This window comes from Streptodolium elevatio, from assembly GCF_040649515.1.
GTDB lineage: Bacteria > Actinomycetota > Actinomycetes > Streptomycetales > Streptomycetaceae > Yinghuangia > Yinghuangia elevatio.
Window position 1 is genome coordinate 30,743 of sequence record NZ_JBEZFP010000083.1, and the last position, 10,643, is coordinate 41,385.

Below are 10,643 nucleotides of genomic sequence, written 5' to 3' on the forward strand. Positions count from 1 at the left end.
TGGAGATGAACACGAGTCGATCTACCAGCCTACAGGACGTCTTCGCCCCGATTGGCCTAAAGCACCGCCGGGACGGTGCCCGCACCTGGTCCGAACGCAGTCTGACCTGGTCTTTGTCTAATCCGGACGATCGCGTTCCGGATCGTACGGGCCCGAACGGTCACCGGGCGCGCAAGTACTCCACCCGGACTCCGGCGTCCTCACGGACCACGATGAGCCGGGGACGGTCCCAGGCCCACTTGTCGGGCAGCAGGAACAGCCGCCCTTCGGCACGTCGGAGCAGGCGGAGCCCCGCGTACCGGAACCGGTACGGGGACTCCCGACCGGTCAGCGCCTCGGCCGTGACGCCCTGTTCGGCCGCCACCCGCAGGTCCTGGGCCGAGTACACGACGACCGCCGTGCGCGTCGGCAGCGACTTGACCGTGCGCAGAGCGGCCGCCTGGCCGTCCGCCTGGGCGTACGCCCCGAGCGTCCAGAACAGGCACAGCACCACCGCTGCCGATGTGAGTACCACCGACAACGACCAGGGGCGCACGCCCATTCCCGTCGCGCGCCGGTGAGTGCCGAGTTGGCGTGAGAGCAGGACGCCGTACGCCGACACCAACACACCCACCGTCAGCGCGCAGGGCAGGAGCAGCGGCCAGAACAGCGGCCACTTGCCGGGCCACTTGAAGACGGCGGTCCACGTCGCCGCCGGGACCGCGAACCACGCGCAGCGCAGGACCCAGGAGAGACGGGCGGCGGCGCGGCGGTGCCGGCGCAGGCGTACCAGCACATGGGGGTGCAGCATGCGCGCGGCGAGCAGGACGCCGACCACGGCCAGGATCGGGCGGTAGAGCGTGTCGACGCTGCGCAGCAGGTAATCGCGCGTCGTGTAGCCGAGCACGTCGGCGTCGAAGCCGAGGAAGTCGGCCATCGCGCCGCTCCGGGCCCAGCCGAAGTAGTAGAGCAAGGCGGTGAGGGCCAAGGCGGGCGCGCCCAGCAGGACGGCGACCTCGAAGGGGCTTCTGGCGGGGCGCACTTCGCTGTCGTTGACGAGGTCGAACGCGAGGTGTTCGGCGGCGGAGCCTTCGCCTGCGGTGTGCCGTCCTCGGCGCAACTCCAGCTGTCCGGACCCGGGTTCGACCTGCACGGCGGTGACGGGGGACACCACGCCCGGCTCCGGGGCGGTGGGCTCGACGATGAAGCCCGGGTACGCGTACGAGTACGCGCTCACCTGCGGGATCGGCTCCTGGTACGCCGCGTACGACAGGTATTCGGCGCTCCCCGCGGCGGACGTGGGGCCGGAGTTCCGCCACAGGTCCTCCGCTGCGCCGTACTCGCGGTCCTCCCAGCCGAGCCGACCTCCCACCGCCTCCTCGGGCTCTTCGGACTCTTCGGGCTCTTCGGGTCCCTCGGGCCCCTCGGGTTCGTCGGCGTCCTCGGGCTCGCCCGGCCGCTCCGCCTCGACCGCCCAGCCGTGCGATGCCGGGGCGGCCTGCTCGACCCGGCCCGCGATCACCTCCGGCCCCTCGGGCCTGGTCCGCGTGGGGCGGCCGGGGCGTACCCGCACCGTCGTCTCGTCGTCCGTGTCGGGGTCCGCAGCCGGGGGGCCTACATCCCGGGGGCCTGCATTCCGGGGCTCCGCATTTCGTCGGCCGGCATCCCGGGGGTCCGGTTCGCCGGGCAGCACGCGCCGCGCCCCGCGCGCCCGCGGTACGGCCGCCTCGACCATGTGCTCGGGCCCGAGTTCCGGCGCCGATTCCTCTGACGCCTCGTCATCATCCGTGTCCCCGAACTCTGTCCACGTGCCCACGCGCAGCGGGGGCTCCGCGCGGACGGCGCCTCTCGGCCCCCGCGGAAACGCCGGTTCCTCGAAGTCCCGTGCCCGTCCGGCGTCGTCGCCCATGGTCGCCCCTCCACGCCCGAATCCGTGTCAGGATCCTTGGCGGGGCCGAGGGGCCCGAATCCTCCGGCCACGCGGCATCACCCGTACGGGTGAGCGCAGTCGCATGCACGCCGGCGGCGCGAGATCCGTCGGCCTCACGCCCACCACAGGTCGGCCAACGCAGCCCCCGCGAACGCCGCGCCGATGCCCGCCGCCAGACTCACCGCGACATTCGCCGCCGCCTGGACGCGGTGCCCGGTCTCGGCCAGCCGCATGGTCTCGTACGAAAACGTCGAGTACGTCGTCAACGCCCCGCACAACCCCGTCCCGACCAGCAGCGCCAGATCCGACGACGCCGCCCCCGCCGCCACCGCGCCGGTCAACGCGCCCAGCACCAGGCTCCCGGCCACGTTCACCGCCACCGTCCCCCACGGGAACACCGTCCTGTGCCGGGCCTGCACCACCCGGTCGGTCAGATACCGCAGCGGCGCACCCACCGCGGCGCCGACGACCACGAGCACCCAGTTCACGCCGCCGCCTTCCGCGTGACGACCGTCGCGCCCCACACGCACACCACCGCACACACCACGGTGGCCGCGAGGTACGCGACGCCCACCCCGGCGCGCCCGTGCTCCGAGAGCCGACGGATGTCGACGGCGTACGTCGAGAACGTGGTGAACCCGCCCAGGATCCCGGTGCCCGCGAACGGGCGTACGAGCCGATGGGCGGTCCGCACCTCCGTGGCGAGCACCATGAACACGCCCATCAGGGCGCACCCGACGGCGTTGACCGCGAAGGTCGTCCACGGGAACGCGGTCTCCGGCGTCGGCCAGATCAGGGCCGCCCCGTACCTCGCCGCCGCACCGAGGGCCCCGCCCAGCGAGACCACCGCGAGCACGCGCCAGTCCCACAGCGACGGCGCCGCGGCCGGCCGGAAGTCCACATCAGGGTCGACCGCCTCCGGACCCACCGCCTCGCCCGGCCGCGCCGGCTCACCCATACCCGAGCTCGTGCAGGCGCTCGTCGTCGATCCCGAAGTGGTGGGCCACCTCGTGCACCACCGTGACCTCGACCTCCTCGACGACGTGCTCGTACGTCTCGCAGATCCGGAGGGTCGGGTTCCGGTAGATCGTGATGCGGTCCGGCAGCACCCCCGCGTACCAGTCGCCGCGCTCGGTGAGCGGGATCCCCTCGTACAACCCCAGCAGCTCCGGCCCGGCCGGATCGGGGTCGTCCTCGACGAAGATCGCGACGTTGTCCATCAGCGTCGTCAGCTCGGGCGGGATGCGGTCCAGAGCCTCGGCGACCAGCTCTTCGAACTCCTCACGCGACATTTCCAGCACGCCCCCATTCTGCGCGCCGCCACCCCCTCCGGGGCCGGATGCTCCCCCTGCCGTTAACCGTTTTGCTCATCCGGCCGAGCACCCCGTATAGTTCTGACCGTCCCCGACGGCAACAAGACGCCGGACCGGCCACCCAGCCCCCATCGTCTAGTGGCCTAGGACGTCGCCCTTTCAAGGCGGTAGCACGGGTTCGAATCCCGTTGGGGGCACGCACAAAGCCGCACGGCCAGTACGGTAGAGTGAAGCAACACCGAGCAGGGCAGGAACAACCCGGCTCGACAACTCAATGCAAGGTCCTGTGGAGCAGTTTGGAGTGCTCGTCACCCTGTCAAGGTGAAGGCCGCGGGTTCAAATCCCGTCAGGACCGCTGGAAGATCCGCCGCGAGGCGGATTTCTCCACTCCCAGGCCAGGTAGCTCAGTTGGTACGAGCGTCCGACTGAAAATCGGAAGGTCGGCGGTTCGACCCCGCCCCTGGCCACCAGCTAAGAGCTCGAAGTACCCGCACTGACCTGCGGATTGGCCCCGAAGTCGATCACCTCGACTGCGGGGCTTCTTTGTCGTTCCGGGCACGACCTACGCTCCTATGATCCTGCGCATGGACTGGCTGGAACGGGCCGCGACGTTGAGGCAGTGGACGAGCAAGGGGGTCCGGGCTCCGCACAAGCCGCTGTTGCTGCTGTATGCGCTGGGGCGCTACCAGCAGGACGCGGATCAGGAGTTGGCGTACAGCGCGGTCGAGGAGGACCTCAAGCGGCTGCTCGCCGAGTACGGGCCGGGGAACCGGTCGACGCCCGCGTACCCGTTCCACCACCTGGTGAACGACGGGGTGTGGGAGGTGCGTACGAGTCGCGGGGCGGGGAGTCCGGGGAGCGGCGTACGCGACCTGCGGGCGTCCGGGGCGGCCGGCCGGCTCGCTCCCGACCTCCGGGCGGCGCTGCGGCGCGACCCCGCGCTGCTCGGGCGGATGGCCCGTACGCTGCTCGACCTGCACTTCCCGCCCTCGCTGCATTCGGAGTTGTGCGAGGCCGCCGGGCTGGAACTCGAGTACGCCGAGACGCAGCCGCTGGTCCCGGGAGGTCGCCGGCGCAGCCAGATGCTGCGCGAAGAGGTGCTCACCGCCTACGAGTACCGGTGCGCGTTCTGCGGCTACGACGGACGGATCGGCGCGATTCCCGTCGGCCTGGAGGCCGCGCACGTGCACTGGTGGGCGCTCGGCGGCCCGGACGAGGTGGAGAACGCGCTCTGCCTGTGTTCGCTGCATCACAAGCTCTTCGACAAGGGTGTCCTGGGCGTGGACGAGGAGTTCCGCGTCATGGTGGCGCAGCGCTTCGTCGGGCACAGCGCGGCGGCCAGGGAACAGGTCGTCGCGCTGGCCGGACGCCCGCTGCTCGGCCCGCAGCCCGGAACGCCGGAACTCGGCGCGATCCACCGCTCCTGGCACGCGGAACAGGTGTTCCATGGACCCTCGCGTCCGGCGGTCGCGGTCTGACCGGCCTACTCGGGGGAGCCTTTCCAGACGGTGAGTTCGCCGTGGGGGAGGGAGGCGAAGGCCCAGCCGTGCGGGCCCTGGAGGGTCCAGGCGGGGTACGTTTCGCCCGGGCCGCAGGCGAGGTGGGTGCCGCACTCGAAGACGAGTCCCAGCGCGCCGGCCTTGTGGGCGACGGCGGACAGGATCCGTTTGCCGAACAGCGGGAGTGCGGCGGCGACATCCTGTGTCTCCGGGACGAGGGTCACGGTGGTGCCGGCACGGGCCGGGCCGCGGGCGAGGCGCACGCGGTCCTCCAGGACGAGGAGCCAGTCCGAGCCCAGGTGCAGTGTGAGCCGGAAGTCGATGCCGAGGCCGGTGACGACGACGCCGCGGAGGTTGAGGAGCCAGCGGTCGTCGTGCTCGACGGGATCGGCATGAGCGCTCATGACTCGGGATCCTGCTGCGTGACGGCGGGTTCGGACTATCCGTTTCCGGTTCGAAGTGCGGTCAGTCCGGGCGCAATTGCTCGCGAGGCCGGGTGGAGCCGGGTCGCGCGGCGGTGGGGCGGGGATGCGGGACGCCCCGGGCGCAGGCTTCGCTCGGGGCGTTCCGGGGTCGGTGGGTGCCGGGGGAGGTCAGCCTTCGAGGGCGGCCGGGTCCATGTAGACGAGCTCCCAGTGGTGGCCGTCCGGGTCGAGGTAGGAGCGGCCGTACATGAAGCCCATGTCGAGCGGGTCCTTGGCCTTGCTGCCGCCGGAGGAGATCGCGATGTCGGCGAGGCGGTCGGCCTCCTCGCGGCTTTCGGCGCTGAGGGAGAGGAGCGCTCCGGTGGCCGTACGCGCGTCGGCGATGGGCTTGGTGCTGAACTCCTGGAACTTGTCTTCCTTGAGCAGCATGACCACGATGGTGTCGCTGACGACGAAGCTTGCGGTGTTCTCGTCGCTGAACTGCTCGTTGAGCGTGTAGCCCAGTGCCGAGTAGAACTTCTTGGACTTGTCCAGGTCCTTGACCGGGAGGTTCACGAAGATCATCGTGGCCATGTCTGCGCCTCTTCTCGATAGTGCGGTCCGGTGCGGAGCCCGTGGCTTTTGGGCCATGTTGTCCGTCTCGCGTCGTGCTTTCAAAGAGGTAGACCGGCGGGTCAGCGGAAACTCATCGTTGTGATCGAAAGTTCCGGAGGATATTTCCGGAGGCCCACTCGGCGGCCCCGCTCGGATGCGCCGTCCGGACGGCTCAGGCGGCGACCTGGGGTCGGGATGCGGTCGCGGTCAGCAGGGCGGCCAGCGTGGACCTCGTGGTCTCGAGCTGCGTGATACGCGCCTCCACGCCCTCCAGGTGCTCGCGCAGGTGCTGCGCGGCGCACGCGTCCAGGTCGGTGCCCTCGGTGAAGCACGCCATCAGGTCGCGGATCACGCTGGTCGGCAGCCCGGCGGCGAGCAGTGCCCGTACGCGACCCACCGCCTCGACCGTCTCCGGCCCGTAGCGCCGGTGCCCGCTGGGCGCCCGCTGTGCCGCGAAGAGTCCCTGCTCCTCGTAGTAGCGCAGCAGGCGGGGGCTGACACCGGTGGCGCGGGCCAGGTCGCCGATCTTCATGTGACGCCCCTCACATCCTCTTGCATCTGACATTGATGGCAGAAAATAGCGTTCCGGTCATGACGAACTCGAAGACGAACACGCTTGTTCCGCCGTCCACCTTCGCCCTCGGCGGCGACCTGACGGTCCGGCGCATCGGCTTCGGCGCGATGCGGCTCGCCGATGGACCCGAGCGTCCACCGGACCCCGCGGCGGCGCCGATCTGGCGTCCGCCGGCCGACCGCGCCGCGGCGGTCGCCGTGCTGCGCAAGGCCGTCGAGCTCGGGGCGAACCTCGTCGACACCGCCGACGCCTATGCGCTCGGCGCCAACGAGGAACTGGTGGCCGAGGCGCTGCACCCGTACGGCGACTCCGTCTCCATAGCCACCAAGGTCGGCGTCGTACGCCCCGCCCCGGACGAGTGGATCCCCCTCGGCCACCCCGCCTATCTCCGCCAGCAGGCCGAACTCGCGCTGCGCCGCCTGCGCGTGGAGCGTCTCGACCTCCTCTACCTGCACCGCCTCGACCCCGCCTACCCGGTCGCCGAACAGGTGGGCGCGTTGCGGCGGTTGCGGGAGGAAGGGAAGGTCCGGCACATCGGGCTGTCCGAGGTGACGGTGGATCAGCTTCGGGAGGCGGCGGAGACCGCGTCGATCGCCGCCGTCCAGAACCTCTACAACCTGGCGGCTCGCGGGCACGACGACGTCGTCGACCATGCGGCCGCGCACGGCATCGCATTCGTGCCGTTCTTCCCGATCGCGATGGGCGCGCACGCCGGACCGGACGGAGTGGTGGCGGAGGTGGCCCGCGAGATCGGGGCGACTCCGGCGCAGACCGCGCTCGCGTGGCTGCTGCGGCGTAGCGACACGGTCGTGCCCATCCCCGGGACGTCGTCGGAGGCGCACCTGCGCGAGAACTTGACGGCACTCGAAGTGGCGCTCAGCGACGAGCAGTTCGCGCGGCTGTCGGCCCTGGGGGAGGCCACGCCGGGGGCGGACTGAGCCGGGGCCGTCCGGGCGACGACGGTGATGCCGGGCCTCAGAGATCGTAGGCGAAGCAGACCAGGTCGATCGGCCCGTGGTCGTCGCGGTACGGGCCGATCTGCCGGTACCCCAGCCGCTTGTAGAGGTTGATCGCGCCGGTGCGCTGCGGCAGCACGTCCAGTACGCAGCGCGGCGCACCGGCGGCGCGAGCGCGCTCGTGCAGCACTGCCATGAGCGCCTGCGCGACGCCCGCGCCGCGCGCGTCGGGGGCCACGTACAAGCGCTTCACCTCGACGTCAGGGCCGTGGAAGTGGTAGCCGACGCCACCCGCGAGGCGGCCGTCGAGGCGCGCGGTGAGGTAGCCGCCGGGCGGGGCGTAGTAGGCGGCGGGGTCGTCGTAGTCGACGCGGAAGTAGTCGGGCAGGCCGGCCGGCGTGGCCCAGGCCGGGTGGCCCAGTTCCTCGGCCGTGGCGTTGTAGTACGCGAACAGCAGCTCGGGGGCGGCGGCCAGGTCGTCGGCGACGACCGGTCCGGGAGCGGCGGGCCCCGGCGTCGACATGGTCATGGGGACGACTCTACGAAGCCCGCGAATTCCAGAGCGGCCGGGGCCAGGGCGTCCCACTGCCTCGCCGCCCAGCCGACGGTCAGCGGCGGCAGGTCGGCTATCGGGATCAGCCGCAGCGGTCCTTCGGGCGTCCGGGACAGGTTCGGCAGGTCCGGGACGACCGCGTGCCCGAGTCCCAGCTCGGCCAGCAGCATGGCGGTGTCCCAGTCGGCGACGCCGGTGGTGGCGGGCGGGTGGATGTCGTGCGCCGCGAGGTGCGCGTCGAGGCGCAGGCGCGACGTCGACGTCTCGGGCAGGCGGATGTGGTGGATTCCGGCCAGGTCGTCCGGGCCCAGCGCGTCGCGCTGCGCGAGCGGGTCGTCGCGGCGTACCGCGAGCATCCAGCGCAGCTTGGCCACCGGGCGCTGTTCGATGCCGCGCACCGGCTCGCCGATGGTGATCCACGCGAGGTCGGCGCGGCCGGCGGCGACGGCCTCCATGCAGGTGCGGCTCGAACTCTCGGTCTGGAACTCCAGCGACGTGGTCGGGTGGCGGCGGCGGAACTCCACGATCGCGGCGGTCATGAAGTGGCGTACGGTCGTCGCCCCGGTCGCGACGCGCACCGCGCCCCCGTGCCCCTGCCGCAGGTCGCGCAGCCGCCGTAGCGCCAGGTCGAGGCCCGCGAGTCCGTCGCTCGCGGCGGCGAACAGGATCCGACCGGCCTCGGTGGGGGCGACGCCGCGGGGCAGGCGTTCCAGCAGGTCCAGGCCGAGCTCGTGTTCCAGGCGCTTGATGTGCTGGCTGACCGCCGACTGCGTGCGCCCGAGTTCGCGGGCCACCAGGGTCAGGTTGCCGTGGCGGCAGGCCGCGACGAAGGTCCGCAGGTCGTCGAGAGTCATGAGAAGCAAGATATCTCTTGGGTCAAGCCCAGGAAATCCTAGGATTGACTTGGGTGTTCCCGAGGCGGGACGCTTTCGCCAGGGCCCGGGGCGGCAACCCGCCGTGTGATCGTCGACAACGCGCGGCGGGGCCGACCCCATCCCCGGCACGGAACTGACGTTCCATCACCTTGCTTTTCCCCGACGGAAATTGGCGGTGCACCAGTGGTCACGACGGACGCCGTCGCAGTGCTGCGCGAGCTCGGTGCCGAAGGCATCGGCCACCCCGGCGGGACGCTGTTCGACCACCTTGTGCGCGTGCACGACATGCTGACCGAGTGGGGCGCCGACCGCGAGGTCCGCCTCGCGGGCCTCTGCCATGCGTTCTACGGCACCGACGGGTTCCCGGTCGCGCTGTACGGCCTCGACCGCCGCCCCGAACTCGCCGCCCTCGTCGGCGACGAGGCCGAGGAGCTTGTCTACTTCTACGCGAGCTGCGACCGCAAGGCGACCTACGCCGAACTCGCCGACGACCACGGCACGTTCACCGACCGCTTCACCGGCGCCCGCTACGTGCCCGGCCCGCGCCTGCGCCGCGCGTTCGCCGAGATCACCGCGGCCAACGAGCTGGACATCGCCGCCATCAGCCCGGTGTTCGACGAGATCGAGCGGAAGCAGCTCCACACGTTGTTCGAGCGCTGGAGCGCGCTGCTGAGCCCGGCGGCCAACGCCGAGGTCGAGCGCGTGCTGAACTGACGTCATCCGCTCAGCCGAGCGGCACGCCCAGCCCCTCCAGGACCTCCGCCCCCGGCAGCGCCGCCAGCGCCGGGCCCGGCAGCCGCAGCTTCGAGCGGCGGTTGCCCGACCCGATCACCGCACTCGGCAGCCGCGCGGCGGCGGCGTCGACCAGGATCGGCCAGCCGGCGGGCAGCCCGACGGGCGTGATGCCGCCGTACTCCATCCCCGACATCGCGGCGACCTCGGCGAGCGGTGCGAACGAGGCTTTCCGGGCCCCGAGGTGCTTGCGGACCAGGCCGTTCACGTCGGCGCGCGTCGTAGCCGCCACCATGCAGGCCGCGTACGTCACCTCGGACCCGCGCTTGGCCGCGACGACCACGCAGTTCACGGACTCCTCGAGGGTCACGCCGTAGTGCGCGCAGAAGGCGGCGGTGTCGGCCAGGTCGGGGTCGATCTCCGCGACCTCGACGGCGTCGACCGGTACGGGGCCGGTCCACTGCTTGAGGGCGTGGGCCACCGGATCGGCGAGCAGATCGAGGCGGGTCAGGGCGGGGTGCAGGTCGAGGCTTTCTCCCATGGGCCCATCCAAGCGGAACACCGACCAAAAATGCATAAGACAAGGACGCGGTCGGTGCCGAGGGTAGATCCGTACCGAGCGTCCCGGACGGGGAGTCGGCGCCCGCTTCGGCGCCCAGTTCGACGCGAGTTCGCGGCGAGTTTGCGGCGAGTCCGAACAGTCCGCACATTGCATCGGAATGCGTCCGGCAGAACCCAGAAACAGGCAAATCTGATCGACGCCGATCACGTCGGCGTTACGGGTGTGCGGCCTACACGTGTCGCCTGAACAGGGCGGTAACGGTGCGTGTTGTTACCCATGCGTCGAGAGACAGTTAGCAGGTCGGGGGCCGTCTGTGAACCCCCTTGGCAGCAGCGGTTTCTGACGTGACGTTAGACACCTCTCACCACAAGTCTCGACCGGCCGCGCGTACATTGCCGCTGTACGGGCGCAGCCGCCAGACGCGACATTGTTGAACCAGCACTTTGGGAGGCTCCACGTGGAGTTCGGCATCTTCCTGAACGGTTACATCCCGGGACCGGCTGCGCACGATCGCGCTTCCGAGCACCTGATGCTGCAGCGCGAGCTGGAGCTGGCCATCAAGGCCGACAAGCACAATTGGAAGTACGTCTGGTTCGGTGAGCACCACGCCCTGACCGAGTACTCCCACATGTCGGCCCCCGAGGTCGCGAT

General features: G+C 71.1%; 13 protein-coding genes, 3 tRNA genes and 1 pseudogene. 7 read left to right on the forward strand and 10 right to left on the reverse strand.

The window, feature by feature from the left end:
* Positions 1-160: 160 nt before the first annotated feature.
* The 4 genes from AB0C36_RS27575 to AB0C36_RS27590 all read right to left on the reverse strand — a co-directional run bounded on the left by AB0C36_RS27575 (position 161) and on the right by AB0C36_RS27590 (position 3,201).
* The gene (locus tag AB0C36_RS27575) at positions 161-1,888 is read right to left on the reverse strand and encodes a hypothetical protein (protein ID WP_358358910.1); all 1,728 of its coding nucleotides are present in this window, start codon (positions 1,886-1,888) and stop codon (positions 161-163) included.
* 134 nt (positions 1,889-2,022) lie between these two features.
* On the reverse strand, positions 2,023-2,397 hold the full coding sequence (gene crcB / locus AB0C36_RS27580) for a fluoride efflux transporter CrcB (protein ID WP_358358912.1): 375 nt from the start codon (positions 2,395-2,397) through the stop codon (positions 2,023-2,025).
* The gene (locus AB0C36_RS27585) at positions 2,394-2,867 is read right to left on the reverse strand and encodes a fluoride efflux transporter FluC (protein ID WP_358358914.1); all 474 of its coding nucleotides are present in this window, start codon (positions 2,865-2,867) and stop codon (positions 2,394-2,396) included. Before AB0C36_RS27585 ends, crcB begins: the two co-directional genes overlap by 4 nt.
* A complete protein-coding gene (locus AB0C36_RS27590) occupies positions 2,860-3,201 on the reverse strand; it encodes a metallopeptidase family protein (RefSeq protein WP_358358938.1) in 342 nt (113 codons plus the stop codon). Before AB0C36_RS27590 ends, AB0C36_RS27585 begins: the two co-directional genes overlap by 8 nt.
* Positions 3,202-3,346: 145 nt before the next feature.
* Here AB0C36_RS27590 and AB0C36_RS27595 point away from each other — a divergent pair.
* The 4 genes from AB0C36_RS27595 (at position 3,347) to AB0C36_RS27610 (ending at position 4,700) form a co-directional block, all read left to right on the forward strand.
* Positions 3,347-3,419: transfer RNA gene (locus AB0C36_RS27595), tRNA-Glu, on the forward strand.
* Positions 3,420-3,502: 83 nt separating this feature from the next.
* Positions 3,503-3,577 (forward strand) — tRNA-Asp (locus AB0C36_RS27600).
* Positions 3,578-3,615: 38 nt separating this feature from the next.
* A tRNA-Phe gene (locus AB0C36_RS27605) sits at positions 3,616-3,692 on the forward strand.
* A gap of 114 nt (positions 3,693-3,806) precedes the next feature.
* A complete protein-coding gene (locus AB0C36_RS27610; RefSeq protein WP_358358916.1) occupies positions 3,807-4,700 on the forward strand; it encodes a phosphorothioated DNA-binding restriction endonuclease in 894 nt (297 codons plus the stop codon).
* A gap of 5 nt (positions 4,701-4,705) precedes the next feature.
* Here AB0C36_RS27610 and AB0C36_RS27615 read toward each other — a convergent pair whose 3' ends face one another.
* The 3 genes from AB0C36_RS27615 to AB0C36_RS27625 all read right to left on the reverse strand — a co-directional run bounded on the left by AB0C36_RS27615 (position 4,706) and on the right by AB0C36_RS27625 (position 6,272).
* Complete coding sequence (locus AB0C36_RS27615) at positions 4,706-5,125, reverse strand: DUF6188 family protein (RefSeq protein WP_358358919.1); 420 nt, start codon at positions 5,123-5,125, stop codon at positions 4,706-4,708.
* A 189-nt stretch (positions 5,126-5,314) separates the two neighbouring features.
* The gene (locus AB0C36_RS27620; RefSeq protein WP_358358921.1) at positions 5,315-5,719 is read right to left on the reverse strand and encodes a VOC family protein; all 405 of its coding nucleotides are present in this window, start codon (positions 5,717-5,719) and stop codon (positions 5,315-5,317) included.
* A gap of 193 nt (positions 5,720-5,912) precedes the next feature.
* Positions 5,913-6,272 (reverse strand): MerR family transcriptional regulator, encoded by a 360-nt coding sequence (locus tag AB0C36_RS27625; RefSeq protein ID WP_358358924.1) that lies wholly within the window; start codon positions 6,270-6,272, stop codon positions 5,913-5,915.
* A 59-nt stretch (positions 6,273-6,331) separates the two neighbouring features.
* Between AB0C36_RS27625 and AB0C36_RS27630 the strand changes: the two genes are divergently transcribed.
* Positions 6,332-7,252, forward strand: coding sequence for an aldo/keto reductase (locus AB0C36_RS27630; RefSeq protein WP_358358926.1), 921 nt, complete (start codon positions 6,332-6,334; stop codon positions 7,250-7,252).
* Positions 7,253-7,289: 37 nt separating this feature from the next.
* Here AB0C36_RS27630 and AB0C36_RS27635 read toward each other — a convergent pair whose 3' ends face one another.
* Positions 7,290-7,799: a GNAT family N-acetyltransferase gene (locus tag AB0C36_RS27635; protein WP_358358928.1), complete on the reverse strand. Its 510-nt coding sequence runs from the start codon at positions 7,797-7,799 to the stop codon at positions 7,290-7,292.
* Positions 7,796-8,677 carry a LysR family transcriptional regulator gene (locus AB0C36_RS27640; RefSeq protein ID WP_358358930.1) on the reverse strand — a complete coding sequence of 294 codons (882 nt, stop codon included), beginning with the start codon at positions 8,675-8,677 and terminating at the stop codon, positions 7,796-7,798. The genes AB0C36_RS27635 and AB0C36_RS27640 overlap by 4 nt, the downstream gene beginning before the upstream one ends.
* Before the next feature lie 204 nt (positions 8,678-8,881).
* Here AB0C36_RS27640 and AB0C36_RS27645 point away from each other — a divergent pair, with 204 nt between their 5' ends.
* Complete coding sequence (locus AB0C36_RS27645) at positions 8,882-9,412, forward strand: DUF6817 domain-containing protein (protein ID WP_358358932.1); 531 nt, start codon at positions 8,882-8,884, stop codon at positions 9,410-9,412.
* 10 nt (positions 9,413-9,422) lie between these two features.
* Here the strand turns inward: AB0C36_RS27645 and AB0C36_RS27650 are convergent, their stop codons facing one another.
* Positions 9,423-9,983 (reverse strand): YbaK/EbsC family protein, encoded by a 561-nt coding sequence (locus AB0C36_RS27650; RefSeq protein WP_435839124.1) that lies wholly within the window; start codon positions 9,981-9,983, stop codon positions 9,423-9,425.
* Positions 9,984-10,449: 466 nt separating this feature from the next.
* On the opposite strand from AB0C36_RS27650, the pseudogene AB0C36_RS27655 reads away from it, so the two are divergent.
* Positions 10,450-10,643: pseudogene (locus AB0C36_RS27655) on the forward strand (LLM class flavin-dependent oxidoreductase); the annotation flags it as partial.

Excerpts from the sequence above, each read along its gene's own strand:
- AB0C36_RS27630 (WP_358358926.1), top strand. The coding sequence starts at position 6,332 with ATGACGAACTCGAAGACGAACACGCTTGTTCCGCCGTCCACCTTCGCC.
- AB0C36_RS27635 (WP_358358928.1), bottom strand. The coding sequence starts at position 7,799 with ATGACCATGTCGACGCCGGGGCCCGCCGCTCCCGGACCGGTCGTCGCC.
- AB0C36_RS27610 (WP_358358916.1), top strand. The coding sequence starts at position 3,807 with ATGGACTGGCTGGAACGGGCCGCGACGTTGAGGCAGTGGACGAGCAAG.
- AB0C36_RS27575 (WP_358358910.1), bottom strand. The coding sequence starts at position 1,888 with ATGGGCGACGACGCCGGACGGGCACGGGACTTCGAGGAACCGGCGTTT.
- AB0C36_RS27625 (WP_358358924.1), bottom strand. The coding sequence starts at position 6,272 with ATGAAGATCGGCGACCTGGCCCGCGCCACCGGTGTCAGCCCCCGCCTG.
- AB0C36_RS27585 (WP_358358914.1), bottom strand. The coding sequence starts at position 2,867 with ATGGGTGAGCCGGCGCGGCCGGGCGAGGCGGTGGGTCCGGAGGCGGTC.
- AB0C36_RS27615 (WP_358358919.1), bottom strand. The coding sequence starts at position 5,125 with ATGAGCGCTCATGCCGATCCCGTCGAGCACGACGACCGCTGGCTCCTC.
- AB0C36_RS27620 (WP_358358921.1), bottom strand. The coding sequence starts at position 5,719 with ATGGCCACGATGATCTTCGTGAACCTCCCGGTCAAGGACCTGGACAAG.
- AB0C36_RS27640 (WP_358358930.1), bottom strand. The coding sequence starts at position 8,677 with ATGACTCTCGACGACCTGCGGACCTTCGTCGCGGCCTGCCGCCACGGC.
- AB0C36_RS27590 (WP_358358938.1), bottom strand. The coding sequence starts at position 3,201 with ATGTCGCGTGAGGAGTTCGAAGAGCTGGTCGCCGAGGCTCTGGACCGC.